A 25,564-nucleotide genomic window follows, 5' to 3' on the forward strand; every position below is an offset into this window, starting at 1 on the left:
CGTCGATCTCAGTCAGGCCTTGCGGAGCAGCTCCACGACCTGGAACGCCAGCTCGAGCGACTGCTGGTGGTTCAGTCGCGGGTCGACCAGCGTCTCGTAGCGCCGGGCCAGGCCCTCGTCGTCGATCTCCTCCGAGCCGCCGAGCACCTCGGTGACGTCGTCCCCGGTGAGCTCGATGTGCAGGCCGCCCGGAACGGTGCCGAGCGCGCGGTGCACCTCGAAGAATCCCGCGACCTCGTCCATGACGTCGGAGAACCGGCGGGTCTTGTACCCCGTCGCCGACGTGATCCCGTTGCCGTGCATCGGGTCGCACACCCACGTGACGGGACGGCCGTCGGCCGTCACCTTCTCCACGAGCGCAGGCAGCAGGTCCCGGACCTTGCCGGCGCCCATGCGGGTGATGAACGTGATCCGCCCGGGCTCGCCGCTCGGGTTGAGCCGGTCGATGAGGGCGAGCGCGTCGTCCCCCGTCGAGGTCGGCCCGAGCTTGATGCCGAGCGGGTTCTGCACGCGCGAGAAGTAGTCGACGTGCGCCCCGTCGAGCTGGCGGGTGCGCTCACCGATCCACAGGAAGTGCGCCGAGCAGTCGTAGGGCAGCCCGGTGCGGGAGTCGATGCGCGTGAGCGGTCGCTCGTAGTCGAGCAGGAGCCCCTCGTGCGACGAGTAGAAGTCGACCGTGCGCAGCGCGTCGAAGTCCGCGCCGCACGCCGCCATGAACCGGATCGCCCGGTCGATCTCGGACGCGATCTCCTCGTACCGCGAGTACGCCGGGTTGGCGGTGAACCCGCGGTTCCACTCGTGCACTCGCAGCAGCGACGCGAAGCCGCCCGTGGTGAACGCCCGGATGAGGTTCAGCGTCGACGCGGACGTGTGGTACGCCTCGAGCAGCCGCTGGGGGTCCGGGGTGCGGGCCTCGGACGTGAACTCGAACCCGTTGATGATGTCGCCGCGGAACGCCGGCAGCGTCACCCCGTCGCGCGTCTCGGCGTCCGAGCTGCGCGGCTTGGCGTACTGCCCGGCCATCCGGCCCATCTTCACGACGGGCAGGCTCGCGCCGTACGTGAGCACGACGGCCATCTGGAGGATCGTCTTGATCTTGTTCCGGATGTTGTCGGCCGTCGCCTCCGCGAACGTCTCCGCGCAGTCCCCGCCCTGGAGCAGGAACGCCTCGCCCCGGCCCGCGGCCGCGAGGTGCCCGCGCAGCGCGTCGGACTCCCCCGCGAACACGAGCGGAGGCAGCGCGGCGAGCCGCGACGAGACGCGCTCGAGCGCGTCGCGGTCGGGCCACTGCGGCTGCTGGCCGGCGGGCAGGCCCCGCCAGGCGTCCAGCCCGGCGAGGACCTGCGGGTCCGGCTCGACGCTCATCAGTGGCTCGCCGGGACGAGCTGCTGGCCGATGTCCGCCAGCAGCTCGCCGAACCAGGGCTGCGAGACGTCGAACGCCTTGCCGCCCGCGATGCGCGGGAACTCGATGGCGCGCAGCACGTCGCCCTGCTCCTCGTCGTGGCCGATGACGCCGGACTCGCCGCGCAGGGCGCACTCCACCGCGAGGTCGGTCATCGACTTGATGAGGCGCAGGTCCTCGGCGTTCGCCGCCGCGGCGCGCGAGTAGTAGCCGGACTTCTGGACCATCGTCTTCTCGGCGCCCAGCTTCTCGGCGAACTGCTTCGCGAACCACTGGCCGGGGTTGATGGTGTCGAGCTTGACGTGACCGAACGGGTCGCGCTCCGGGGGCGTGCCCGCCGCCTCGAGCTGCTCGACGATCTCGTGCATGCCCGCACCCTCCGACAGGAAGATGTTGACGTTGCCCTGCTCGTCCATGACCTTCTTGAGGCGCTCCGCCTCGGCGTCGATGTCGAGCGCGAGCTCAGGCACGAAGACGGCGTGGATGTCCCAGCGCTCGCGCGTCAGGCCGATGCCCGGGACCCACTCCTGCTGGTCGAGCCACTTGCGGTACTCCGCGGCCGCGGCGGCGGTGAGCCACCCGCAGTGCCGGCCCATGACCTCGTGGACGATGAGCATGCGCGGCCCGGAGCGGTGCTCGCCGATGACGTTGGCGGCGAACCCGGCGGCCTCCTCGGCCGCGGTCCACGCGCCCAGCGACTGGCGGATCGGCACCACGTCGTTGTCGATCGTCTTGGGCAGGCCCACGACCGTCAGGCCGTAGCCGTTCTCGGCGAGGTACGCGGCGAGGTCGGCGGCGGTCGTGTTGGTGTCGTCGCCACCGATCGTGTGCAGGACGTCGACACCGTCGGCCTTGAGCTGCTCCGCGGCGACCTGCAGCGGGTCCTGGCCCTCCTGCACGAGGCCGCGCTTGACGCAGTCCTTCGCGTTGGTGAGCTTGACGCGCGAGTTGCCGATCGGCGAGCCGCCGAAGCGGTGCAGGACGCCGGCCTTCTTGCGCGTGTCCGCGTCGATCACGATCTTGTCGCCACGCAGCAGGCCGTAGTAGCCGTGCTCGTACGCGATGATCTCGACGTCCGGCGCGATCTCCGTGTAGCGCTCGATGAGGCCACCGACGGCGGACGACAGGCACGGAGCGAAGCCACCTGCGGTCAGGAGGGCGACGCGACGAACCGACATGAGACACACCTCTCGTAGATGAGCACGGCGGGGGGCCGACGGCGTTCCCGCCCTGACGTGCCGGGCCCGGCGTCCCGTCGCGGGAGGCTCGAGCCGTGCACGGCCGGTCGTACCGGCTCGCTCATCCTACTGACGCGCGGACCCCTCCTCGGGTGGGACCGGAACCTGGACCTCCGGCGCCGGGCGGCCGCCGGGCGCGGCGGGCAGCCGGTCCTGCGCGTCGCCCGTGACGGTGGGGTGCCCGGTGGCGATCCGCGCCTTCTGCGTGGCGGCGTACACGTCGACGTACTCCTGCCCGGACAGGCTCATGATCGCGTACATGATCTCGTCGGTGACCGAGCGCAGGATGAACCGGTCGTTCTCCATGCCCCGGTAGCGGCTGAAGTCGAGCGGCTCGCCGATGACGACGCCGATCCGCATGACCTTGGGGATCTTGCGGCCGAGCGGCTGCGCGATCTCGGTGCCGACCATGGCGACGGGGATGACGGGCGCGCCGGACTCCAGCGCCAGGCGCGCGACGCCCGTCTTGCCGCGGTACAGGCGGCCGTCGGGGCTGCGCGTGCCCTCGGGGTAGATGCCGAACAGGTCGCCCTCACGCAGGCGGCGCAGACCCGTGTTGAGGGCCGCCTCGCTCGCCTTGCCGCCCCCGCGGTCCACGGGGATCGTGCCGACGCCGCGCATGAAGCCCGCGGTCATCCGGCCCTTGACCCCGCGTCCGGTGAAGTACTCCTGCTTGCCGATGAAGACGAGCTCGCGGTCGAGCACGAGCGGCAGGAAGAACGAGTCGATCACCGCCAGGTGGTTGCTCGCCAGGATCGCCGCGCCCTCGGCGGGGACGTGCTGCGCGCCGCGCACCCACGGTCGGTACACGAGGTGCAGCAGCGGACCCACGAAGACCCGCTTCATCAACCAGTAGAACAACGGCCCACCTCTCAGCCCGCGCGACGGGCGGCATGCTCCGACGCGGTCATGCTCCGGCGGACCGACCGCCGGCGACGGCACCCGCGAGGGCTCGACCGGTGCCGGCGGCCCCGACCGCTGCGTCCGACTCTAGAGTGCTCTCATGGCTGCACGCCCCGACGACCCCGACGACGCGGTCCCCCACCGGGGTCCCGACGTCCCGGGACCCGGCGACGACGCGCACGAGCCGACCGACGACGAACGCTGGGACGCGATCGTCGCACAGCTCGGCGACCTGGCCGACTACGACGGCGCTGACGAGACGGACGGCCACCCGTCCGGCGACGTGCCGCCCGCGGTGCCGCCCGTCGCTCCCGGTGCGGCGGGCTGGCCGGGCGACGCGCGCGTCGTGCGGGCGGTCCGCGGCCCGGTGCCCGACGGTCCCGGACGGGGGCCGCGCGACGCCGACGGGCCGGACCCGCTCGAGGAGGAGCACTTCGAGCCGCCTGACCCGGGGCCCGTGCTCGGCGGCGACCCGCTGCTCACGATGGCGTGGTTCGCGGCCGCCGGGATGCCGGTGTTCCTGCTCGTCGTGCTCGTGGCGTGGCGCGACGCGCCCTCGGCGCTGGTGCAGGCCGCGGCGGTGGTGTTCGTGATCGGCGTCGCGGTGCTCGTCTGGCGCATGCCGCACCGGCGCGACCCGGAGGACCACGACAACGGCGCCGTGGTCTGACCGGGCCGCGCGCGGCCGACGGGCGTCAGGGACGGACGTCAGATGCGGGCGAGGTCCGCAGCGCCGACCATGCCGGCGTCGTTGCCCATCGCCGCCGCGACGAACACGGCCTCGGGGCGGTGGCCGCGGGCCGAGAGCTGCTCCGCGAAGCCCTTGCGGGCCGGGCCGAGCAGCAGCTCGCCGGCCGCGACGACGCCGCCGCCCACGACGATGAGCGCCGGGTCGAGCAGCGCGGTCGCGGACGCCGCACCCTCGCCCAGCCACCGGCCCAGCTCGGCGAGCAGCTCGACCGCCAGCGGGTCGCCCTCCTCGGCGGCCTGGGTGATCTGCGGGCCGACGATCTTCTCGACGTCCCCCGCGAGCTCGAGGAGGCGCAGGGCCCGCTCGGGCTGGGTGATCGCGGCGGCCTGGGCGTCGCGCACGAGCGCGCTGCCGGACGCGTACTGCTCCCAGCAGCCCTCGTGCCCGCAGCCGCAGTAGTGGCCGCCCGGCACGACGCGCATGTGGCCGACCTCGGAGGCGACGCCCCACGCGCCGCGGACGAGCTCGCCGTTCGAGACGATCGCACCGCCCAGGCCCGTGCCGACGGTCAGCATGAGCATGTCGTCGACGTCGCGCGCCGCGCCGAAGCGGAACTCCGCCCAGCCGGCCGCGTTGGCGTCGTTCTCCACGACGACCGTGATGTCGTCCGCGATGAGCGCCTTGACGCGGTCGCGCAGCGGGTAGTCGCGCCACGCGATGTTGGGCGCGAACAGCACGCCCGAACGGTCCGCGGCGACGAAGCCCGCGGCGGCCAGGCCCATCGCGCCGACCTCGTAGGAGCCGGCCAGCTCCGTGTACACCTGGGCGATGGCGCGGTCGATCCCCGCGACGTCGTCGGGCGACGTCTCCACCCGCGTCTGGGCGAGGATCACGCCGTCCTCGTCGACCACGCCGGCCGCGATCTTCGTCCCGCCGATGTCCACACCGATGGCGTGCATGTCCGTGAGTGCTCCTACGCGTCTGCCGAGGGGGGTCCGCGACCGGTCCGGTCTGCGGCCTCCCACGCTAGCGGCCCGCACGCACCGCGCGTGCGCCGATCGTCCCGCCGGTCCACGCCGCGGCCGTCCGGACGCCACTCGCCCAGGTGACGGGTGTGGCGCTTGTCACGTCACGTATCCTCGATGCACACTTCGCCACTGCCACTGGAGCCAGAATGGACGAGTTCCACACGCCCCTGCTCGTCGAGGTCGACCCCTCGCACAACCTCAACGACCTGCTCGCCGCGCGGGTCGGCGACACGCCCGACCGCGTCGTCGTCGAGCACCAGTCCCAGGCCGGTGGCCCCTGGATCCCCCTGACGGCACGCGAGTTCGACGCCGAGATCGTCGCCGTCGCGAAGGGCCTGGTCGCACGCGGCGTCCAGCCGGGCGACCGCGTCGGGATCATGTCGCGCACGCGGTACGAGTGGTCGCTCGTCGACTGGGCCGCCTGGGCGGCGGGGGCCGTCCCCGTCCCCCTGTACGAGACGTCGTCCGCGGAGCAGGTCGAGTGGATCCTCACCGACTCCGCCGTGACGTTCCTCGTCGTCGAGTCCTCCGCGCACCGGGCCGTCGTCGAGGAGGTGCGTCCCGCGACGTCCGTGCGCGAGGTCCTCGTCATCGACGACGGTGCGATCGAGCAGCTCGTCGCGGCGGGCGCCGACGTCGCGGACGAGGAGGTCGCGCGCCGCCGACGGCTCGCGGTGGGTGCCGACGTCGCGACGATCATCTACACCTCGGGCACGACGGGTCGCCCGAAGGGCGTCGAGCTGACGCACGGCAACTTCGCCGAGCTCACGGTCAACGCCGTGGCCGGGCTGCAGGAGGTGGTCGCGGGCGACGGCGCCCGGACCCTGCTGTTCATGCCGCTGGCGCACGTCTTCGCGCGCTTCATCGAGGTGCTGTGCATCCCCGCCGGGGCCGTCCTCGGGCACACGCCGGACACCAAGACGCTCGTGGCGGACCTCGGCACGTTCCGGCCGACGTTCGTCCTGTCGGTGCCGCGCGTCTTCGAGAAGGTCTACAACTCCGCCGAGCAGAAGGCCGCGGCGGGCGGCAAGGGCCCGATCTTCCAGCGGGCCGCCAAGACGGCGATCGTCTACTCGCGCGCGCTCGACACCCCCAGGGGTCCGAGCCCGTGGCTGCGCCTGCAGCACAAGGTCGCCGACGTCCTCGTCCTGCACAAGCTGCGCGCCGCGCTCGGCGGGCGGGCCGAGTGGGCGATCTCGGGCGGTGCGCCGCTCGGCGAGCGGCTCGGCCACTTCTACCGCGGCGTGGGGCTCAAGGTCCTCGAGGGCTACGGCCTGACGGAGACCACGGCGCCCGCGACCGTGAACCGGCCGGGCAAGACGAAGATCGGCACGGTCGGCCTGCCGCTGCCCGGCACCGCGATCCGCATCGCCGCGGACGGCGAGGTCGAGATCAAGGGCGTCCAGGTGTTCCGCGGCTACCACGCCAACGACGCGGCGACGCAGGAGTCGCTCGTCGACGGGTGGTTCCGCACGGGTGACCTGGGCGCGCTCGACGAGGACGGCTTCCTCACGATCACCGGCCGCAAGAAGGAGATCATCGTCACCGCGGGCGGCAAGAACGTCGCACCGACGATCCTCGAGGACCGGCTGCGGGCGCACCCGCTCATCAGCCAGGTGGTCGTGGTCGGCGACCAGCGACCGTTCATCGGCGCGCTCATCACGCTCGACCCCGAGGGCGTCCCGGGCTGGCTCACGGCGCACGGCAAGCCGCAGATGAGCCTCGAGGAGGCCCGGACGGACCCCGACGTCCTCGCGTCGATCGAGAAGGCGGTCGCCAAGACCAACCGGGCCGTCTCCCGCGCCGAGTCGATCCGCAAGTACCGCATCCTGGACCGCGACCTGACGCTCGCCGACGGGTACCTCACCCCGAAGCTCAGCATCCGGCGCGCGGTGGTCCTCAAGGACTTCGCGGCCGACGTCGACGCGCTCTACACCGACGAGCGCGAGTAGCCGCCGGTCAGCCGGCCACCAGCCGCAGGGGCGGGACGAGCCCCGACGCCGCCAGCACGCCGATCGCGTGCTGCTCCCCGGCGTCGAGCTCGACCGCCCCTGCGGCCGCGTCGGGGCCTCGTGCGGTGCCCGCGACGACGCGCGGCCGCACGGGGACCGTCAGGAAGGTGACGACGCAGTCGGCGCAGTCCGTGCCGCGGACCGCGCAGGAGTCGCAGTCGATGATCATGCGGCGGACGCTAGCGACGACGTCCGACAGGACGTCCGGCGCCGACCCGTGACGGGCGCCTCGAGCCCGCGGCTCGAGGCGGCGGGCTACAGGTGCTGCAGGCGCGCCACGAGCGTGGCGGACGGGACGACCCATGCGCCGCGACCCTCGACGTCGCGCGCGACCTCCTGGTCGCTCGTCACGACCACCAGCACGCGCCCCGGCGGCTCGGCCGCGACCAGCCGCCGCAGCAGGTCGTCGGCGATCTCCCCCACCGAGAACAGCACCCGCACGCCACGGGCCTGCGTCACGGGAGGTGCCTGCCCCGGCTGGCCGTCGAAGCAGCACGTGACCTCCGCGCCCGTGCCTCCCGCGACGCGCCCCAGGCCGTCGACGAGGCGCCGCCGCTGGTCCGCGAGGGACAGCTCGGCGAAGCCGGTCTTCGTGACGTTGTACCCGTCCACGAGCAGGTGCGCCCAGGGCTGCCGCAGCAGCTCGTCGAGCAGCGCGGGGTCCTCCACCGAGCGGCCGCGCGAGCCGCGACGCGGTGCCGGTCGTCCCGTCCCGGGGGCGACGAGGTCCGCCGGCAGGTCGGTCGCGGGGGGCAGCGCGAGCTCGTGCCGCAGCCCGCTCGCGGCGTCGACGATCGTGTCGAGGAGCAGCCGGACGCGGGCGTCGGCGAGCTTGCGCGCCGAGCGCAGCTCCGCGCGGGCGGCGGCACGCTCGGCCTGCGCGGCCCGCAGGTCGTCCGCGGCAGCACGCGCCGCGTCGGCGGCGGCGCGACGGTCCTCCTGCGCGCGTGCGGCGAGCGCGGCGGCCTCCTCGGTCAGCCGGCGGCCCTCGCTGCGGGCCCGGTCCGCGTCCGACCGCAGCCGGCGCAGCTCACGCTGCAGCGCGGCGAGCTCGTCGCGGGCCCGCGTCGCGTCGTCCCGCGCCGCGGCCGCCTCGCCGCGCAGGCGCTCCACGTCGGCCGTCGAGCGCGCGAGCCGGTCGGCGAGGCGCGTCACGTCCTGCGCCGGCGCGGCCGGAGCCTCCCGGGGGACGAGCGCGGGCCAGGCCGGGTGGTGCGACAGCCACGCCCCCACCGCCACCTCGAGGGCGGGCTCGACCGCGCCCTCGCCGGCGAGCGCGGCAGCCTCGTCCGGATGCGCGTCCGTCCACGACCGGGCGACGCGGGCCCGGAACACGTCGTCCTGCAGCGCGGACCACAGCGGCCCCGCACCCGCGCTCGCGCGACGACGCGGGGCGAACTGGCGCACCGCACGCAGCGATGCCGGCACCTCCGCCGGCTCGAGGGTGCCGAGCACGTCGGCGGCACGCTGCACGACCGCCGCCCGGAGCACGGTCGGGACCTGCGCCGCCGGTGCGGCTCCCTCGGGTCCGGCCGCGTCGGTGCGCGCTGCGTCGTCCATGGGAGAACCCTAGGTGCGGCCGCCGGGACGCCTGCCGCACCGAGCCGACACGCCGTGCCGGGCTGACACGCAGTTCCGGGCTGACACGCAGTGCCGGCTGACACGCAGTGCCGGGCTGACACGCCGTACCGACGCGCCGACGGCGGTGCGCGGGTCGTGTCGGCGCCCGTGGGTACCGTCCGTCGCATGTCGACCGTCCGCCCGCTGCGCCCCGTGTGGGCCGACGTGGCTCCCGGCACCGCGGCCGCACCCGCGGGCACCGCGGTGCAGCCCACGCTCGACGACGTCGGCACGCCGCTGTCCGACGTCACGTTCGTCGTCGTCGACCTGGAGACGACCGGCGGGACGCCCGCCGACTGCGCGATCACGGAGATCGGCGCCGTGAAGGTGCGCGGCGGTCAGGTGCTCGGCGAGTTCCAGACGCTCGTCGACCCCGGCGGCCCCGTCCCGCCGTACATCCAGGTCCTCACCGGGATCACCACGTCCATGCTGGTCGGGGCGCCGCGGATCGAGACGGTGCTGCCGTCGTTCCTCGAGTTCGCGGGCGACGCGGTCCTCGTCGCGCACAACGCGCCGTTCGACGTCGGCTTCCTGAAGGCCGCGGCCGCCCGCACGGGGCATCCGTGGCCCGGCAACCGGGTGCTCGACACCGTCCGCCTGGCACGCCGCGCGGTCACCCGGGACGAGGCCCCGAACCACAAGCTCTCGACGCTCGCGGCGCTGTTCCACGCGACCGTGACACCGAACCACCGCGCGCTGTCCGACGCACGCGCGACCGTGGACGTCCTGCACGCGCTGCTCGGCAGGCTCGGGCCGCTGGGCGTCACGCACCTCGAGGACCTCGCCACGGCGACGGACCCGGTCCCCGCCGACGTCCGGCGCAAGCGCACGCTCGCCGACGGCCTGCCCGACGCGCCGGGCGTGTACCTGTTCCGTGGCCCGAACGACGAGGTCCTGTACGTCGGCACGTCGACGACGTCGCTGCGCCAGCGCGTGCGCAGCTACTTCACGTCGGCCGAGAAGCGTCGCCGCATGACGGAGATGGTCCGCATCGCGCACCGCGTCGACCCCGTGGTGTGCGCGACGCCGCTCGAGGCGCGCGTGCGCGAGCTGCGGCTCATCGCCGAGCACTCGCCGCGCTACAACCGCCGGTCCCGGTTCCCCGAGCGCATGCCGTGGGTGCGGCTGACGTCGGAGCCGTACCCCCGGCTGTCGGTCGTGCGCGAGGTGCGCGAGGAGGACGGAGCCGCGTACATCGGTCCGTTCGGCTCGACCGCGGCCGCGCAGCTCGCCCTCGACGCGCTGCACGAGTCGTTCCCCGTCCGGCAGTGCACCCGTCGGCTGCCCCTCGTCGCGCCCGCGGGTGCGACCGCGTGCGTGCTCGCCGAGCTCGGCCGGTGCGGTGCCCCGTGCCTCGGCCGGCAGGGACCCGACGCGTACCGCGAGGTCGTGGACCGGGTCCGCACCGCGATGACGGGCGACCCCGCAGGAGTGGTCGCGGCGCACGCCGAGCGCATCGCGTGGCTGGTCGGCCAGGAGCGCTTCGAGGAGGCGGCGACCGTCCGCGACCGGCTCGCGGCCTTTCTGCGTGGCGCGGCACGCGCGCAACGGGTCGCACCGGTCGCCCGCTGCCCGGAGCTCGTCGCGGCCCGCCGCACCGACGACGGCGGCTGGGAGCTCGTGCTCGTCCGGCACGGCCGCCTCGCGGGCACGGCACGCACCGACCGGCTGACGGACCCGCGGCCCGTCGTCGCGGCGCTGCAGGCCAGCGGCGAGCACGTCGCCGCTCCCCCCGCGCCGTCGGGCGCCGCGCACCCCGAGGAGACCGACCTGCTCCTCGCGTGGCTCGAGCAGCCGGGCGTCCGGCTCGTCGAGGTCGCCGGCGGCTGGGCGATGCCGGTGCGCAGCGCCGTCGCGGTCGGCGACGCCGTCGCGGCCGTCGGCGACGCCGCCCGGCAGGCCCGCGGCACCGACGCGTCGCCGCTGGTCAGCGACACGCTCGAGCGGCCGCACCTCGCGCTCGTCGCCCCCGCGCCCGGCACGGCATGATGGGCCGCATGCTGACCGCCATCGTGCTCATCGACGCCGACGCCGCGAGGATCCCGGAGGTCGCGGCGGCCATCGCGGACATCCGGGGGGTCAGCGAGGTGTACTCGGTGACCGGCGAGGTCGACCTGATCGCGGTCGTGCGGGTGCGTGAGCACGAGACGCTCGCCGACGTCATCGCCGACCAGGTCGGCAAGGTCGAGGGCGTCGTGCGCACCCAGACGTACATCGCGTTCCGCACGTACTCGCAGCACGACCTGGAGACCGCGTTCGCCCTCGGCCTCGAGGACTGACACCGGCGCGTCGCCGTCAGGCGCTCGCCGCGCGCCACCTGTCCAGCGCGGCCGCGGCGGCCCCGCTGTCGATCGACCCGCGGGCGAGCTCCGACGCGGCGGCGAACCGCTCGAGCAGCGTCCCGGTGCCCAGCCCGGGCAGCGTCCCGTCGGCGACGAGGGCCGCCGCGGTGTTGAGGACGACGGTGTCGCGCACGGGCCCCGGCTCGCCCGCCAGCAGCCGCAGGGCGACGTCGGCGTTGTGCGCGGCGTCGGCCCCCCGCAGGCTCTCGAGGTCGATCCGTTCGGCGCCGAGGTCGCGCGCCCAGTCGACGACCTGCTCGTGCACGTCGCCGGCACGCACCTCCCAGACCCGGGTGGTGCCCGTCGCGGCGATCTCGTCGAGGCCGTCCTCGCCGCGGAAGACGACCGCGTCCTTGCCGCGGTCGGCGAAGACGCCCGCGAGCAGCGGCGCCATGCCGGCGTCGGCCACCCCGATCGCGGACGCGTCCGGCTGCGCGGGGTTGGACAGCGGGCCGAGGAAGTTGAAGACGGTCGGGATCCCGAGCGCGCCGCGGGCTGCGGCGGCGTGCCGCATCGCCGGGTGGAAGCGGCCTGCGAAGCAGAACGTGATGCCGGCCTCTGCGGCGATCGCGGCGACCCGCTCGGGCTCGTGGTCGAGCCGGATGCCGAGCACCTCGAGCACGTCGGCGGACCCCGACGACGAGGACGCGGCGCGGTTGCCGTGCTTGACGACGCGCAGGCCGGTGCCGGCGACGACGAGCGCCGACATCGTCGAGATGTTCACGGTGTGCGCGCGGTCGCCGCCCGTGCCGACGATGTCGACCGTCCGACCGGGGACATCGATGCGGATCGCGTGCGCGAGCATCTCGTCGGCGAGGCCCCGCAGCTCGGCCACGGTCTCGCCCTTGGCCCGCAGCGCGACGAGGAAGCCCGCGACGGTCGCGGCCTCGGCCTCGCCGCCCATGATCTCGCCCATCGCCCACGACGCCTGCTCGCGGGTCAGGTCCTGCCCGCGGACGAGCGTGGTGAGCAGGTCGGACCAGGTGCGGCGCGCGTTCATCCGGCCGTCGCCCGGCGGCCGACCAGGGAGGCCACGGCCTCGTGCACCTGCTCGGGGTCGAGCGGACGGCTGACGACGCCGTCGGCGTGCGACCACGACGCGAGCCACGCGTCCTGCGGACGACCCGTGAGCAGCAGCACCGGCGGGCACCGGTAGACCTCGTCCTTGAGCTGGCGGCCCAGACCCATGCCGCCGACCTTGTCCGCCTCGCCGTCGAGCACGAGCAGGTCGAGCCCGCCGGCCTCCGTGGCGGTGATCGCGGCGTCGGCGGTCGCGACCTCGAGCCACTCGATGTCCGGCTCGCCGCGCCCGAGACGACGTCCGACCGCGAGCCGCACCTCGGCACGGGTGTCGACGTCGTCGCTGTAGAGCAGGATGCGCGGGCCGGTGGCCCCGGTCTGCGCTGCGTGGTCGGGCTGCGCCGTGCTCATGGAGGTCCCTCACTCGTCGTCGACGTGGCGTCCGAGGGGAATCTTGGCACGACGAGCACGCGGCGCCGCGAGTTCCGCGCGAAGTCGCGGGTGCGGGGTGCCGCGGGGCGTCCCCCGCGGGCCCCGGGATCGTGACGGTGTGACATATACCGCTCGCCACGGATAGGTCCAATGGCCCATGCGGGGCTTCGATCAGCCATAATGACGACGTGTCGACCGCCATGGCTGCCCCTCGCACCGCCCCTCACGTGAGCGTCAACCGACCCAACCCGGTGTCGGTGGGGACGATCGTGTGGCTGGCCAGCGAGCTCATGTTCTTCGCCGGTCTGTTCGCCATGTACTTCACGCTCCGGGCAGCGGTGCCCGAGGAGTGGGCCGAGCAGACGCAGAAGCTCAACCTCACGTTCGCGTTCATCAACACCACGGTGCTGGTGCTCTCGTCCGTGACGTGCCAGATGGGCGTCTGGGCCGCCGAGCGGTTCCAGCCCGTCCGCACGGGCTCGCTGCTCCAGGTGAACCGCTGGGGCATGAACGAGTGGATGGTCCTCACCTACCTCATGGGCGCGTTCTTCATCGGCGGCCAGGTGTACGAGTACGCGGAGCTGGTCGAGCACGGCCTGACGATCTCGTCGAGCCCCTACGGCTCCGTCTTCTACCTGACGACCGGCTTCCACGGCCTGCACGTCGTCGGCGGGCTCATCGCCTTCCTCTTCCTGCTGGGGCGCTCGTTCTCCGCGAAGCGGTTCGGCCACCACGAGGCGACCACGGCGATCGTCACGTCGTACTACTGGCACTTCGTCGACGTCGTGTGGATCGCGCTGTTCGCGGTCATCTACCTGCTGCGCTGACGCTCCCGGGCGGGCCCGCCCCCGCCCTCCCAGTCCCCCTTCCCCCCACATGCGAGACGAGGATCGATCCGTGAAGGCACTCGCAGCCCGCAGGCACGACCGGCGCGCGCCGGTCGTGCTGCTCCTGCTGGCGCTGCTCCTCACCGGCGGGCTGTACGCCGTGCTGGCACCGACGTCCGCCGACGCCGTGCCCGCGGCGGCCGGCGCCGACGACGTCGCAGCCGGTGAGAAGCTGTTCCAGGCCAACTGCGCGACGTGCCACGGACCGTCCGCGGGCGGCACCGAGGACGCGCCGTCGCTCATCGGCGTGGGCGCCGCGGCCGTCGACTTCCAGGTCGGCACCGGCCGCATGCCCATGCAGATGAACGGTCCGCAGGCGCTCGCGAAGCCGGTCCAGTTCGACGACGAGCAGATCAGCCAGCTCGCGGCCTACGTCGCCTCGCTCGGCGCCGGTCCGGCGATCCCGACCGACGAGATGGTCGACCCGAGCAAGGGCGACGTCGCGAACGGCATGGCCCTGTTCCGCACCAACTGCGCGATGTGCCACAACGCCGTCGGTGCCGGCGGCGCCCTGTCCCAGGGAAAGTTCGCCCCCAACCTGTGGGAGACCACGCCGCGCCACCTCTACGAGGCTATGCAGACCGGCCCGCAGTCGATGCCCGTCTTCAACGACGCCACCATCACGCCGGAGGAGAAGCGCGACATCATCGCCTTCATCGACGAGCAGGGCGACGTCTCGCCGGGCGGTCTCGACCTCGGCGCGCTCGGTCCGGTGAGCGAGGGCCTGTGGGCCTGGGTCGTCGGGCTGGGCCTGCTCATCGGTTTGTCGGTCTGGATCGGAGCCAAGTCCTCGTGAGCACGCACGACTCCCACAACGACGTCGACGTCGTCCGGCAGGACGGCGGCACGCCGGACCGGTTCGCGGACCCGGGCGTGCACGAGCACGTCCAGCGTCAGGCCGACATCGACCCGCGCGCGGCGAAGCGCGTCGAGCGGCAGGTCCTCCTGCTGTTCACGCTGTCGATCCTCGCGACGATCGGCTTCGTCGTCGCGTACTTCGCGCTCCCCCCGGGCGAGACGCCCGAGTCGATGCGCACGTCGAACCTCGCGCTCGGCCTGGGCCTCGCGGTGTCCCTGCTCGGCATCGGCCTCGGGGGCAGCCACTACATCAAGGTCCTCATGAGCAACCGCGAGTACGTCGAGGAGCGGCACCCGCAGCGCTCCGACGACGCGACCCGCGAGGAGGCGATCCAGAAGCTCAAGGACGGCGCCGAGGACTCGGGCCTGACCCGGCGCGGCGCGATCATCGGCGCCGCCCTGACGGCCATGGCGCTGTTCCCGCTGTCGCTGGTGCTGCCGATCGTCGGCAACGTCGGCGAGGACTGGAACGTCCGCAAGTTCAAGCACACGATGTGGCGCAAGGGCACGCGGCTCGCGTACGACCCGACCGGTCGCCCCATCAAGGCCTCGGACCTCACCATCGGCTCGGTGGCGCACGTCATCCCCGAGGACCTGCACGAGGCCGAGCACCCGCTCGACGAGAAGGCCAAGGCGGTCGTCCTCGTCGTTCGGCTCGACCCCCGTGACATCAAGTCCGAGCAGGGCGAGGGCTGGTCGTACGACGGCATCGTCGCCTACTCGAAGATCTGCACCCACGTGGGCTGCCCCGTCGCTCTCTACGAGCAGCAGACCCACCACCTGCTGTGCCCGTGCCACCAGTCGACGTTCGACGTCGCTGACAGCGCGAAGGTCGTCTTCGGTCCCGCGAAGCGACCGCTGCCGCAGCTGCCGATCACCGTCGACGACGAGGGCTACCTGGTCGCGCAAGGCGACTTCCACGAGCCCGTCGGTCCGAGCTTCTGGGAGCGCCTGACGTGACCACCACGACCCCCTCGAAGGTGACGACGCCTCCGTCGCGCGGTGCGCGCGCCGTCGGCGCCACCGCCGACTACCTGGACCAGCGGACCGGCGTCGGCCACGCGGTCAAGTTCTTCGCCCGCAAGGTCTTCCCCGACCACTGGTCGTTCTTCCTCGGCGAGATCGCGCTGTACAGCTTCGTCACGCTGCTGATCTCGGGCGTGTTCCTCACGCTGTTCTTCGTCCCGAGCATGGGCGAGACGCACTACGAGGGCCCGTGGGCGTCGATGAACGGCGTGGAGATGTCCGAGGCGTTCGCCTCGACGCTGCGCCTGTCGTTCGAGGTGCGCGGCGGTCTGCTCATGCGGCAGATCCACCACTGGGCGGCGCTGATCTTCATGGCGGCGATCGTCACGCACATGATGCGCGTGTTCTTCACGGGCGCGTTCCGCAAGCCGCGCGAGATCAACTGGCTCGTCGGCTTCGTGCTGCTGATCCTCGGCCTCGCCGCCGGCTTCTCGGGCTACTCGCTCCCTGACGACGTCCTGTCGGGCAACGGCCTGCGCATCACCGACGGTGTCGTCAAGGCGATCCCGATCATCGGCAGCTACCTGTCGTACTTCGTGTTCGGCGGCGAGTTCCCCGGCGTCGACCTGATCCCGCGCCTGTTCACGGTCCACGTGCTGCTCGTGCCGGGCCTGATCCTCGCGCTCATCGGCCTGCACCTGGTGCTCATGGTCATGCACAAGCACACCCAGTACCCGGGGTCGGGCCGCACGAACAGCAACGTCGTCGGCTACCCGGCGCTGCCGGTCTACGCGGGCAAGCTGCTGTTCAACCTGTTCGTGGTGTTCGGCGTGATCGCGCTCATGGGCGCGACGATGTCCATCAACCCGGTGTGGAACTACGGCCCGTACGACCCGTCGCCGGTGTCCGCAGGAGCCCAGCCCGACTGGTACATGCTCTTCCTCGAGGGTGCACTGCGCCTCATGCCAGGGCAGACCGAGATCGTGCTCGGGCAGTACACGCTGAGCCTCAACGTGATCATCCCCGCGATGGTCGTGCCGGGCGTCCTGTTCACGCTGCTCGCGCTGTACCCGTTCATCGAGGCGTTCGCCACGGGTGACAAGCGTGAGCACCACGTCCTGGACCGCCCGCGCAACCGCCCCTTCCGCACCGCGTTCGGCGTCTCGCTCCTGGTGGCCTTCTTCATCCTGATCCTGGCCGGGTCGAACGACCTCATCGCGACGCACTTCCACCTGTCCATCAACGACATCACGTGGGCGTTCCGCGTGCTGCTGTTCGTCGGACCGTGGTTCGCCTTCTGGATCACCAAGCGCATCTGCCTCGGCCTGCAGCGCAAGGACCGCGAGCTCGTGCTCCACGGCCACGAGACGGGCCGCATCGTGCGGTTCGCGAGCGGCGAGTACATCGAGGTGCACAAGCCCCTCGACGCGCACGAGCGCTGGCTGCGGGTGCAGCACGAGGCGATCCGCCCGCTGGAGATCGAGCCGGCCGAGGACTCGCGCGGCGTGCGGCGCAAGGGCTACCGCCTCGACTCGATGCGGCAGCGCCTGTCCCAGGTCTTCTACGAGGACCGCGTCGAGCCCGTCACCCCCACCGAGCTGGAGGCCGCGCACGCGGCCCACGGCCACCACGCGGAGGTCGAGGCCGTGCCCGAGGCGCACGCCGCCCCGGAGCTCGCGGGAGCCGGGCGTGGCGCCGTCGGCGGCGGCCAGCACCTGGTCGATCCGCAGGACGAGACGGCCCCGGACACGCGGAATCGCTGATCCTGGACCAGAGTTGACCGTGGTGTCGGGCGGCTCGCCGATTCGGCGGGCCGCCCGATCCGTTCGTACCAGCCGGCCGTAGCAGACGGCCGTGCACCGACGCAGGAGGTACTCACGCACATGGCGGACTACACGCTCCCGGACCTGCCGTACGACTACGCGGCCCTCGAGCCGCACATCTCCGGCCGGATCATGGAGCTGCACCACGACAAGCACCACGCGGCCTACGTGACGGGCGCGAACACCGCGCTGGAGAAGCTGGCGGCGGCCCGCGAGGCCGACGACCTGGCGGCGGTCAACCTGCACGAGAAGAACCTCGCGTTCAACCTCGGTGGTCACGTCAACCACTCGGTCTTCTGGCAGAACCTCTCGCCCGAGGGCGGCGACAAGCCGACCGGTGAGCTGGCCGCCGCGATCGACGAGTTCTTCGGCTCGTTCGAGGCGTTCCAGAAGCACTTCGCCGCCAACGCGATCGGCATCCAGGGCTCCGGCTGGTCGATCCTGGCGTGGGACTCCATCGGGCAGAAGCTCGTGATCGTGCAGCTCTACGACCAGCAGAGCAACATCGCGCTCGGCCTCGTGCCGGTCGTCGTGCTCGACATGTGGGAGCACGCGTTCTACCTCGACTACGTCAACGTCAAGGCGGACTACGTCAAGGCGTGGTGGAACATCGTGAGCTGGGCCGACGCGGCCGCCCGCTTCGAGCGCGCCCGCACCCAGACGGCCGGGCTCATCATCCCTGCCTGACGCAGCACGTCGCCGCCGCAGGGCCGCCCGACCCCACCCCGGGGACGGGCGGCCCTCGCCGTCTCACCCTGCACGCCACGCCGCAGCGAGGCGTCCGCTCCTGCCGATGCTGCCGACCCTGCCGACCCTGACGAGAGGCCTCCATGTCGACGACGACGCCCAGGCTCGACGTCCGTCTGGTGTGGGGCCCTTCGGGGGCTCGCTCCCTCGACGACGCCACGGACGTCGCGGTGGTCGTCGACGTCCTCTCCTTCACGACGACGGTCACCGTCGCGGCCGACCGCTCCGTCGCGGTCGTCCCGCACGCGACCGGCGGGCCCGAGGCGGCCGCGCTGGCCGCCTCGCAGGGCGCCGTGCTGGCCGCGCGCCGCTCCACCGCACGGCCCGGCGAGGTGTCCCTCTCCCCCGGGTCGGTCCGTCGCGCGGCGCGGCTGCACCGCCTGGTCCTGCCGTCACCCAACGGCTCGACACTCAGCAGCGTCCTGGACGAGCGGGTCGGCACGGTCGTGGCCGCGTGCCTGCGCAACGCCGGCGCGGTGGCCGGGTGGCTCGTCGCGCGTGCGGCGGACACCCCGTTGCGGGTCGCGGCGGTTGCCGCCGGAGAACGGCGCACGGACGGGACCGTCCGTCACGCGCCGGAGGACGTGTGGGGTGCGGGCGCCGTGCTCGCCCACCTCCGCTCGTCCGCCGGCGCCGTGCTGTCACCCCAGGCGCGCGCGGCCGCCGACGCGTGGCTCGACGTCGCCCCGCGGGTGGGCCGCTCGCTCCGGCACAGCCGCACGGGCGTCGAGCTCGTCGAGTGGGGCTACGCGGAGGACGTCGAGATCGCCGCCGAGGTCGACGCGAGCGCGAGCGTCCCGCTGCTGCGCGACGGGGCGTACGTCGACGTCGCCGCACCGGCCGGGTCGAGCGCGCCGCTGCCCTGACCGGTCGCGCGCGACCGGACACGCGTCGGCCCCCTGCTCCGCGACGGGAGCAGGGGGCCGAGAGCGTGGTACGAGATCAGTGCGCGTGCTGGCCGCGGGAGAACTCGAAGACCCAACCCACCAGGCCGATGACGCCGAGGGCGGCGCCGATGAACGTCACCCAGAACCCGATGGCCAGGCCGAGGAACATGACGGCGGCGGCGGCGCCGATGACGAGGGGCCACCAGCTCCACGGGCTGAACACGCCCTGGTCGCCGGCGCCCTGCTCGATCTCTCCGTACTCGTCGTCCTCGGGCCGCGGGTCGATCCGGCGGGCGAGGAGCGCGAAGTACGCGCCGATCATCCCGACCAGGCCCCCGACGAGCGGGATGCCGACCGTGCCGACGGGCTCGCCGTCGCTCCACAGCGCGTAGATCAGCCCGATCGGGATGAAGAACAGCAGCCCGTAGAGGAACAGCTTGGCCTCGAGCTTCACCGGTCACCCTCCTTGCCGCCCTCGCGGCGCTCCTGCGGGGAGTCCTCGACGATGGTCGCCGACGACTGCTCCGGCTCGCCCTTGCCCTCGACGACGCGGTCGACCGCGACCTCGGTCTCGCCGCGGCGGTCGGCCTCCCAGTCCAGCGGCCCGGGGTTCGGCTCGACGTAGTCCATCGCGGCGACCTCGGGGTGGTGCAGGTCGAACGCGGGGCGCTCCGAGCGGATGCGCGGCAGCGACGTGAAGTTGTGCCGCGGCGGCGGGCAGGACGTCGCCCACTCGAGCGAGCCGCCGTAGCCCCACGGGTCGTCGACGGTGACCTTGGGCGCGTTGCGCCACGTCACGTAGACGTTCCACAGGAACGGCAGGGTGGACGCGGCGAGCACCGCGGCGCCGACCGTCGACAGCTGGTTCATCCACGTGAAGCCGTCGTCGGGCGAGTAGTCCGCGTACCGGCGCGGCATGCCGATGACGCCCAGCCAGTGCTGCACGAGGAACGTCGTGTGGAAGCCGATGAACAGCAGCCAGAAGTGAATCTTGCCGAGCCGCTCGTTGAGCATCCGGCCCGTCATCTTCGGCCACCAGAAGTAGAAGCCGGCGAACATGGCGAACACCACGGTGCCGAAGACGACGTAGTGGAAGTGCGCGACGACGAAGTACGAGTCGGAGAGCTGGAAGTCGAGCGCGGGGCTGGACAGGATGATGCCCGTCAGGCCGCCGAACAGGAACGTGACGAGGAACCCGATCGTCCACAGCATCGGCGTCTCGAACGTGAGCTTGCCGCGCCACATCGTGCCGATCCAGTTGAAGAACTTCACGCCGGTCGGCACGGCGATGAGCATCGTCATGAACGCGAAGAACGGCAGCAGCACCGACCCCGTGACGTACATGTGGTGCGCCCACACGGTCACGGAGAGCGCCGCGATCGCGATCGTCGCGTAGACGAGGCCCTTGTAGCCGAAGATCGGCTTGCGGGAGAAGACCGGCAGGATCTCCGTGACGATGCCGAAGAACGGCAGCGCGATGATGTAGACCTCGGGGTGCCCGAAGAACCAGAACAGGTGCTGCCACAGGATGGCGCCCCCGTTCTCGGGGTTGAACACCTGCGCGCCGAGACGGCGGTCGGCACCGAGCGCGAACAGCGCGGCGGCCAGCGGCGGGAACGCCATGAGCACGAGCAGCGACGTCACCAGGGTGTTCCAGGTGAAGATCGGCATCCGGAACATGGTCATGCCCGGCGCACGCATCGTGACGATCGTGGTGATGAAGTTGACGGCGCCGAGGATCGTGCCGAAACCACCGAGCGCGAGCCCGAAGACCCACAGGTCACCGCCGACGCCCGGTGAGTACACGGTGTTCGACAGCGGCGCGTAGGCGAACCACCCGAACGACGCCGCGCCCTGCGGGGTGAGGAAGCCGGCGGCGGCGATGAGGCCACCGAAGAAGAACAGCCAGTACGCGAACATGTTGAGCCGCGGGAACGCCACGTCCGGCGCGCCGATCTGCAGCGGCATGATCACGTTGGCGAAGCCGGCGAACAGGGGTGTGGCGAACAGCAGCAGCATGATCGTGCCGTGCATCGTGAACGCCTGGTTGTACTGCTCCTTGGAGGAGAACACCTCCATGCCGGGCGTGAAGAGCTCGGCGCGGATCAGCAGGGCGAGGATCCCGCCGATCGCGAACCACACGAACGACGTGATCAGGTACATGTACCCGATCGTCTTGTGGTCGGTGGAGGTGATCCACTTGATCACCGTGCGCCCGAGCGTCTGGCGCGCAGGCGCCAGGCCGGGGACGTGCTCCGCGACGGTGGCCATCAGTTGTCGACCTCTCCCTGAGATGCGGGCTCGTCGACGTTCTGCAGGCGGCTGTACTCCAGCCCCAGCGAACCCTCCTGGCCCTTGTCCTTGAGCTCCTGGATGTGCGCGTCGTACTCGTCGCGCTCCACGACCTTGACGTTGAAGAGCATCGACGAGTGGTACTCGCCGCACAGCTCGGCGCACTTGCCGAGGTAGGTGCCCGTCTCGGTCGGCGTGACCTGGAACGTGTTCGTCTTGCCGGGGATCATGTCGAGCTTGTAGAGGAACGACGGGATCCAGAACGAGTGGATGACGTCACGCGAGTCGAGCGTGAACTCGACGCGCTCGTCGACGGGCAGGTAGAGCGTGACCTGCTCCTCGAGCGCGCCCGGCTCGCTGACGTCCTCGGCCTGCTGGCCGGTGTCGTAGACGTCGTCGTCGAGGTAGTTGAAGTCCCAGCTCCACTGCTTGCCGATGACCTGCACGTGGACGTCGGCCTCGGCCGAGGTGTCGTTGATCGCCGTGACGTCGCGGTTCGTGTAGTAGAAGAGCACGCCGACCATGAAGATCGGCAGGATCACGTACATGACCTCGAGCGGCACGTGGTACCGCAGCTGCACGGGCAGCACGTCGTCGCTCTTGCGCTTCCGGTACGCCGCGACGCACCACAGGATCAGGCCCCAGGTGATGAGGCCGACGATGAGGGCGGCGACCCACGACCCGCGCCACAGGCTCGCGATGCGGCCCGTCTGGTCGGTGATCTCGGCGTCCGACGAGCCGGGCAGCCAGCCGCGGTAGACCTCGTCGGAGCATCCGCTGAGGGCGACGACGACGACGGCCGCGAGACCGGCCGTCGACAGTACCGGGCGCCGCTTCCGGCGGGGGTGTTCCGGGTGCACGGGGGACCTCTCACTCGCGTCCCGTCAGCGCTCGACCCCGCTGCTGGCGGCCGTCACCCGGGACCTTCGTCCTCGACCCGTGCAGCCTAGCGCGCCGACCACGCCGTTTCTGCCGGACGACGCCGGATGACGACACGGTGTCAGCACCGTCACACCACGTGACGTCCACACCGCCGGGACGGTCGAGCGGGACCCTCGGGGCCCTCCTCCGCGCTGGCCGGGGCTACCGTGCCCGGGTGAGCCCCGAGAACCTCGACGCCTCCCCCGCACCGTCCGCACCGGCCGGTGTGACGCACACCACTGCCGGCGGGCCCCCGCGACGCGTCGTGCTCGACGCGGGCGGCCGCGCACCGCTGCTCCCGCAGGCGCGCGCGGCGTTCGTCGAGGCGCTCGACCAGGGCTGGGCCGACCCGCGACGCCTGCACGCCGAGGGGCGCCGCGCCCGGATGCTGCTCGACGGCGCGCGGGAGGCCGTCGCGTCCGTGGTCGGCGCGCGCACCGAGGACGTCGACCTCGCGCCCTCGCACACCGCGGCGCTGCACTCCGCGGTGCTGTCGGTCGCGCGCGGCCGCCGACGGGCGGGCGGCGACGTGGTCGTGTCCGCCGTGGAGCGTGCCGCCGTGCTGCACGCGGCCGAGAGCGCCGCGGCGGCCTCGGGCGGGCGGCGCGTCGAGGTGCCGGTCGGCCGGGACGGCCGCGTCGACGCCGCGCGCATGGTCGAGGCGGTCGGCGCCGCCGGCGTCGCGCTCGTCGCCCTCCAGCACGCGAACGGCGAGGTCGGCACGCTGCAGCCCACCGCCGAGGTGCACGAGGCCGCGCGCGCGGCCGGCGTCCCGCTGCTGGTCGACGCGGGCGCGAGCCTCGGGCACGTCGACATCGGGTCCGCGTGGGACGTCCTCGCGGCGGACCCCGGCGACTGGGGCGGGCCCGCCGGCGTCGGCGTGCTGGTCACCCGCCCCGGGGTGCGGCGCTCGCCCGTCGTGCCGCAGGACGAGGACCGGTGGTTCCCCGGCGGCGTGAGCGTGCCCGCGGCGCTGGCTGCGGCCGTCGCGCTGCAGGTCGCCGTCGCGTCCCGCGACGCCGCCGACGTCGAGCGGCGCCGTCTCGTGGACCGGGTGCGGGCGCGCGTGGCCGCGGAGGTCGTCGACACCGAGGTGGTGGGTGACCCGGACGCGCGGCTCCCCCACGTCGTCACCTTCTCCTCGCTCTACGTCGACGGCGAGGCGCTCGTGACCGCGCTGGACCGGCTCGGCTTCGCGGTCGCGTCCGGGTCGGCGTGCACGTCGAGCTCGCTCGAGCCGAGCCACGTGCTCGCCGCGATGGGCGTCCTCACCCACGGCAACGTGCGGCTCGCACTCCCCCGCGGCACCGACCCGGCGGACGTCGACCGCTTCCTCGACGCGCTGCCCGGCGTGGTCGCCGCCGTGCGCTCCGCCCGCGGGGCGGACGGGCTGTGAGCACCGCACCCGAGCCGCTGCTCGTCGACGCGCGCGGGCTGCGGTGCCCGGCACCCGTCATCGCGCTCGCGCGTGCGGCCCGCGACGCGGCCGACGGGACGACGGTCGTGGTGCTCGCGACCGACCCCGCCGCGCGTCACGACGTCCCGGCGTGGGCGCGGATGCGCGGTCACGCGATGGGCACGACGGAGCAGGACGAGGACGGCGTCCTGCGCCTCACGGTGCTGCTCTCCTCGGGCGCGCCCTGACCGGACCCGGCGGGGCGCACGCGCGCACGTCGCACCGGCGGCGGCGCGCGAGGTGTGGACGCACCCGGGCCGGACGCACGAGGGCCCGGCACCCGTGCGGGTGCCGGGCCCTCGTCGCGGGCGTGGTGTCAGCTGAACGAGCCACCGCACGCGCAGGCGCTGCCGGCGTTCGGGTTGTCGATCGTGAAGCCCTGCTTCTCGATGGTGTCGGCGAAGTCGATCGTCGCACCCTCGAGGTAGGGGACGCTCATGCGGTCGACGACGACCTCGACACCGTCGTAGTCGCGCGTCACGTCACCGTCGAGCAGGCGCTCGTCGAAGTACAGCTGGTAGATGAGGCCGGAGCAGCCGCCGGGCTGGACGGCGACGCGCAGACGCAGGTCGTCGCGGCCCTCCTGCTCGAGCAGGCTGCGGACCTTGTCGGCCGCCACGTCCGTGAGCAGGACGCCGTGCGTCGAGGTCTGCGTGGTCTCGCTCATCGTCTCTCCTGGGTGCTGCCGGGGAACTCACGTCAACGGTGCGCAACACCGTCGCGCGCCGGGATGTTCCCGACCAGGGTACGGCTCCGCGCACGCGTCGTCGCGCACGGGCCCGTCGCCCGCGTCGCGCACACCCGCCGTGACATCAGCGCGACCACGTGCGCGCGACGCGCGCGGCACGCGCCCGCAGCGTCGCCACCGGGTCGGCGAGCGCCGCGCGCACCTCCTCGGGCGTCTCCCCGACCGCGTACGCGGCCGTGATGCCCGCGGCCGACAGCTCGCGGCGCCCGACCTGCACCTCGCCCGCGAGCACGACCGTCGGGATGCCGTGGCGCAGCGCACGCGCCGCGACCTCGGTGGCGACCTTGCCGTGCAGGCTCTGCCAGTCGAACCGCCCCTCGCCCGTGACGACGACGTCGGCAGCCGCGAGGCGCTCGTCGAGCCGCACGCGATCCGCCACGAAGGGCCCCCCGGGGACGACCCGCGCGCCCAGCAGCGCGAGCCCGAACCCGAGACCGCCGGCCGCACCCGCGCCCGCCGCGGCCGTGAGCCGGGTGGCCGCCGAGGTGGGCCGCGAACCCGCGAGGAGGTCGGGGCGCAGCTCGTCCGCGAGCGCCGTCGTCGCCGCGTGCGCGAAGGAGCCGAGGCAGCGTTCGAGCTCCTGCGCCTGCTCCGGCGACGCGCCCTTCTGCGGGGCGAACCCCGCGCTCGCACCGGTCAGGCCCAGGAGCGGGACGTCGACGTCGGTCGCCGCCACGAGCTCCACGTCACGCCACCGCGCCCGCAGGTCGCGCAGCCCGACGAGGTCGGCGGCGGTGACCGCGCCGAGCGCGCCGCCGCCCGCGTCGAGCAGGCCGGCCGGCACCTCGAGCCCTGCCCCCACGAGCATGCCCGCGCCCGCGTCGTTGGTGGACGACCCGCCCAGACCCACGACGACCCGGCGGGCGCCGGCGTCGCGCGCCGCGACGAGCAGCGCCCCCACGCCGCGCGTCGTCGTGCGGCCGGGGTCGCGCCGGTCCTCCGGCACGAGCGGGAGCCCGACGGCCTGCGCGGACTCGACGTACGCGGTGCGTCCGGCGGGCTCGTCGACGAGCAGCAGCGTCGCGGGGGTCGGCTCCCCCAGCGGTCCCGGGACGGTGACCGGGAGCAGCCGGCCGCCGAGCGCGGCGTGCAGGGTGTCGACGAAGCCCGGGCCGCCGTCGGCCAGCGGGCACTCGTCGAGGGCGTCCGCGGGCGCGACGTCGCGCCAGCCGGCCGCAACCGTCGCCGCGACCTCGCGGGCGGTCAGGATCGAGCCGAAGGTGTCGGGGGCGACGAGGACGCGCACGCCGAGCATGGTGGCACGGCACGGTGCCGGCATCCGGCGCACC

At 73.2% G+C, this 25,564-nt stretch carries 25 protein-coding genes; 12 read left to right on the plus strand and 13 right to left on the minus strand.

Annotated features, from left to right (window positions below; translation table 11 throughout):
- Nucleotides 1-12: 12 nt before the first annotated feature.
- From CELF_RS10965 to CELF_RS10975, 3 genes are all read right to left on the minus strand, one after another.
- Complete coding sequence (locus CELF_RS10965) at nucleotides 13-1,365, minus strand: class II 3-deoxy-7-phosphoheptulonate synthase (protein WP_013771324.1); 1,353 nt, start codon at nucleotides 1,363-1,365, stop codon at nucleotides 13-15.
- Nucleotides 1,365-2,582 (minus strand): pyrophosphate--fructose-6-phosphate 1-phosphotransferase, encoded by a 1,218-nt coding sequence (locus tag CELF_RS10970; protein WP_013771325.1) that lies wholly within the window; start codon nucleotides 2,580-2,582, stop codon nucleotides 1,365-1,367. Before CELF_RS10970 ends, CELF_RS10965 begins: the two co-directional genes overlap by 1 nt.
- A 126-nt stretch (nucleotides 2,583-2,708) precedes the next feature.
- On the minus strand, nucleotides 2,709-3,503 hold the full coding sequence (locus CELF_RS10975) for a lysophospholipid acyltransferase family protein (protein WP_049791453.1): 795 nt from the start codon (nucleotides 3,501-3,503) through the stop codon (nucleotides 2,709-2,711).
- A gap of 142 nt (nucleotides 3,504-3,645) precedes the next feature.
- Here CELF_RS10975 and CELF_RS19510 point away from each other — a divergent pair, with 142 nt between their 5' ends.
- Nucleotides 3,646-4,215, plus strand: coding sequence for a hypothetical protein (locus CELF_RS19510; protein WP_013771327.1), 570 nt, complete (start codon nucleotides 3,646-3,648; stop codon nucleotides 4,213-4,215).
- Nucleotides 4,216-4,253: 38 nt separating this feature from the next.
- Here the strand turns inward: CELF_RS19510 and CELF_RS10985 are convergent, their stop codons facing one another.
- Complete coding sequence (locus tag CELF_RS10985; protein ID WP_013771328.1) at nucleotides 4,254-5,195, minus strand: ROK family glucokinase; 942 nt, start codon at nucleotides 5,193-5,195, stop codon at nucleotides 4,254-4,256.
- Nucleotides 5,196-5,410: 215 nt separating this feature from the next.
- Between CELF_RS10985 and CELF_RS10990 the strand changes: the two genes are divergently transcribed.
- Nucleotides 5,411-7,216: an AMP-dependent synthetase/ligase gene (locus CELF_RS10990; protein WP_013771329.1), complete on the plus strand. Its 1,806-nt coding sequence runs from the start codon at nucleotides 5,411-5,413 to the stop codon at nucleotides 7,214-7,216.
- A 7-nt stretch (nucleotides 7,217-7,223) separates the two neighbouring features.
- Here the strand turns inward: CELF_RS10990 and CELF_RS10995 are convergent, their stop codons facing one another.
- Together CELF_RS10995 and CELF_RS11000 are read right to left on the minus strand one after the other, a co-directional pair.
- Nucleotides 7,224-7,445, minus strand: coding sequence for a hypothetical protein (locus tag CELF_RS10995; RefSeq protein WP_013771330.1), 222 nt, complete (start codon nucleotides 7,443-7,445; stop codon nucleotides 7,224-7,226).
- 86 nt (nucleotides 7,446-7,531) lie between these two features.
- Nucleotides 7,532-8,836 (minus strand): NYN domain-containing protein, encoded by a 1,305-nt coding sequence (locus CELF_RS11000; RefSeq protein WP_013771331.1) that lies wholly within the window; start codon nucleotides 8,834-8,836, stop codon nucleotides 7,532-7,534.
- A gap of 186 nt (nucleotides 8,837-9,022) precedes the next feature.
- Here CELF_RS11000 and CELF_RS11005 point away from each other — a divergent pair, with 186 nt between their 5' ends.
- Together CELF_RS11005 and CELF_RS11010 are read left to right on the plus strand one after the other, a co-directional pair.
- Entirely contained in the window at nucleotides 9,023-10,885 is a 1,863-nt protein-coding gene (locus CELF_RS11005) for a DEDD exonuclease domain-containing protein (RefSeq protein ID WP_013771332.1), read from the plus strand.
- 8 nt (nucleotides 10,886-10,893) lie between these two features.
- Entirely contained in the window at nucleotides 10,894-11,175 is a 282-nt protein-coding gene (locus CELF_RS11010) for an Lrp/AsnC family transcriptional regulator (protein WP_041554172.1), read from the plus strand.
- 16 nt (nucleotides 11,176-11,191) lie between these two features.
- Here CELF_RS11010 and trpD read toward each other — a convergent pair whose 3' ends face one another.
- Both trpD and CELF_RS11020 read right to left on the minus strand, forming a co-directional pair.
- A complete protein-coding gene (gene trpD, locus CELF_RS11015) occupies nucleotides 11,192-12,238 on the minus strand; it encodes an anthranilate phosphoribosyltransferase (RefSeq protein WP_013771334.1) in 1,047 nt (348 codons plus the stop codon).
- Nucleotides 12,235-12,669, minus strand: coding sequence for a response regulator transcription factor (locus CELF_RS11020; protein ID WP_013771335.1), 435 nt, complete (start codon nucleotides 12,667-12,669; stop codon nucleotides 12,235-12,237). Before CELF_RS11020 ends, trpD begins: the two co-directional genes overlap by 4 nt.
- 221 nt (nucleotides 12,670-12,890) lie before the next feature.
- On the opposite strand from CELF_RS11020, the gene ctaE reads away from it, so the two are divergent.
- The 6 genes from ctaE (at nucleotide 12,891) to CELF_RS11050 (ending at nucleotide 18,837) form a co-directional block, all read left to right on the plus strand.
- The gene (ctaE, locus tag CELF_RS11025) at nucleotides 12,891-13,517 is read left to right on the plus strand and encodes an aa3-type cytochrome oxidase subunit III (RefSeq protein WP_013771336.1); all 627 of its coding nucleotides are present in this window, start codon (nucleotides 12,891-12,893) and stop codon (nucleotides 13,515-13,517) included.
- Between the two features lie 70 nt (nucleotides 13,518-13,587).
- A complete protein-coding gene (gene qcrC, locus CELF_RS11030) occupies nucleotides 13,588-14,373 on the plus strand; it encodes a cytochrome bc1 complex diheme cytochrome c subunit (RefSeq protein ID WP_013771337.1) in 786 nt (261 codons plus the stop codon).
- Entirely contained in the window at nucleotides 14,370-15,395 is a 1,026-nt protein-coding gene (qcrA, locus tag CELF_RS11035) for a cytochrome bc1 complex Rieske iron-sulfur subunit (RefSeq protein WP_013771338.1), read from the plus strand. The genes qcrC and qcrA overlap by 4 nt, the downstream gene beginning before the upstream one ends.
- Nucleotides 15,392-17,164: a cytochrome bc1 complex cytochrome b subunit gene (qcrB, locus tag CELF_RS11040; RefSeq protein ID WP_013771339.1), complete on the plus strand. Its 1,773-nt coding sequence runs from the start codon at nucleotides 15,392-15,394 to the stop codon at nucleotides 17,162-17,164. The genes qcrA and qcrB overlap by 4 nt, the downstream gene beginning before the upstream one ends.
- Nucleotides 17,165-17,284: 120 nt before the next feature.
- The gene (locus CELF_RS11045) at nucleotides 17,285-17,911 is read left to right on the plus strand and encodes a superoxide dismutase (protein WP_013771340.1); all 627 of its coding nucleotides are present in this window, start codon (nucleotides 17,285-17,287) and stop codon (nucleotides 17,909-17,911) included.
- A gap of 143 nt (nucleotides 17,912-18,054) precedes the next feature.
- Nucleotides 18,055-18,837: a 2-phosphosulfolactate phosphatase gene (locus CELF_RS11050; protein ID WP_013771341.1), complete on the plus strand. Its 783-nt coding sequence runs from the start codon at nucleotides 18,055-18,057 to the stop codon at nucleotides 18,835-18,837.
- Between the two features lie 76 nt (nucleotides 18,838-18,913).
- Here CELF_RS11050 and CELF_RS11055 read toward each other — a convergent pair whose 3' ends face one another.
- The 3 genes from CELF_RS11055 to ctaC are packed head-to-tail and all read right to left on the minus strand — an operon-like array spanning nucleotide 18,914 to nucleotide 22,010.
- Nucleotides 18,914-19,312 (minus strand): cytochrome c oxidase subunit 4, encoded by a 399-nt coding sequence (locus CELF_RS11055; protein ID WP_013771342.1) that lies wholly within the window; start codon nucleotides 19,310-19,312, stop codon nucleotides 18,914-18,916.
- Complete coding sequence (gene ctaD / locus CELF_RS11060) at nucleotides 19,309-21,129, minus strand: aa3-type cytochrome oxidase subunit I (protein ID WP_013771343.1); 1,821 nt, start codon at nucleotides 21,127-21,129, stop codon at nucleotides 19,309-19,311. Before ctaD ends, CELF_RS11055 begins: the two co-directional genes overlap by 4 nt.
- Nucleotides 21,129-22,010 (minus strand): aa3-type cytochrome oxidase subunit II, encoded by an 882-nt coding sequence (gene ctaC / locus CELF_RS11065; RefSeq protein ID WP_013771344.1) that lies wholly within the window; start codon nucleotides 22,008-22,010, stop codon nucleotides 21,129-21,131. The genes ctaD and ctaC overlap by 1 nt, the downstream gene beginning before the upstream one ends.
- Nucleotides 22,011-22,246: 236 nt before the next feature.
- Here ctaC and CELF_RS11070 point away from each other — a divergent pair, with 236 nt between their 5' ends.
- Together CELF_RS11070 and CELF_RS11075 are read left to right on the plus strand one after the other, a co-directional pair.
- Entirely contained in the window at nucleotides 22,247-23,467 is a 1,221-nt protein-coding gene (locus tag CELF_RS11070; RefSeq protein WP_013771345.1) for a cysteine desulfurase family protein, read from the plus strand.
- A complete protein-coding gene (locus CELF_RS11075; RefSeq protein WP_013771346.1) occupies nucleotides 23,464-23,715 on the plus strand; it encodes a sulfurtransferase TusA family protein in 252 nt (83 codons plus the stop codon). Before CELF_RS11070 ends, CELF_RS11075 begins: the two co-directional genes overlap by 4 nt.
- Nucleotides 23,716-23,843: 128 nt before the next feature.
- Here the strand turns inward: CELF_RS11075 and erpA are convergent, their stop codons facing one another.
- Nucleotides 23,844-24,194 (minus strand): iron-sulfur cluster insertion protein ErpA, encoded by a 351-nt coding sequence (gene erpA / locus CELF_RS11080; RefSeq protein WP_013771347.1) that lies wholly within the window; start codon nucleotides 24,192-24,194, stop codon nucleotides 23,844-23,846.
- Nucleotides 24,195-24,339: 145 nt separating this feature from the next.
- Nucleotides 24,340-25,530, minus strand: a complete 1,191-nt coding sequence (locus tag CELF_RS11085; RefSeq protein WP_013771348.1) for a glycerate kinase family protein — start codon at nucleotides 25,528-25,530, stop codon at nucleotides 24,340-24,342.
- Between the last annotated feature and the right edge of the window lie 34 nt (nucleotides 25,531-25,564).

Origin of the sequence: Cellulomonas fimi ATCC 484, assembly GCF_000212695.1 — a bacterium.
Lineage (GTDB): Bacteria > Actinomycetota > Actinomycetes > Actinomycetales > Cellulomonadaceae > Cellulomonas > Cellulomonas fimi.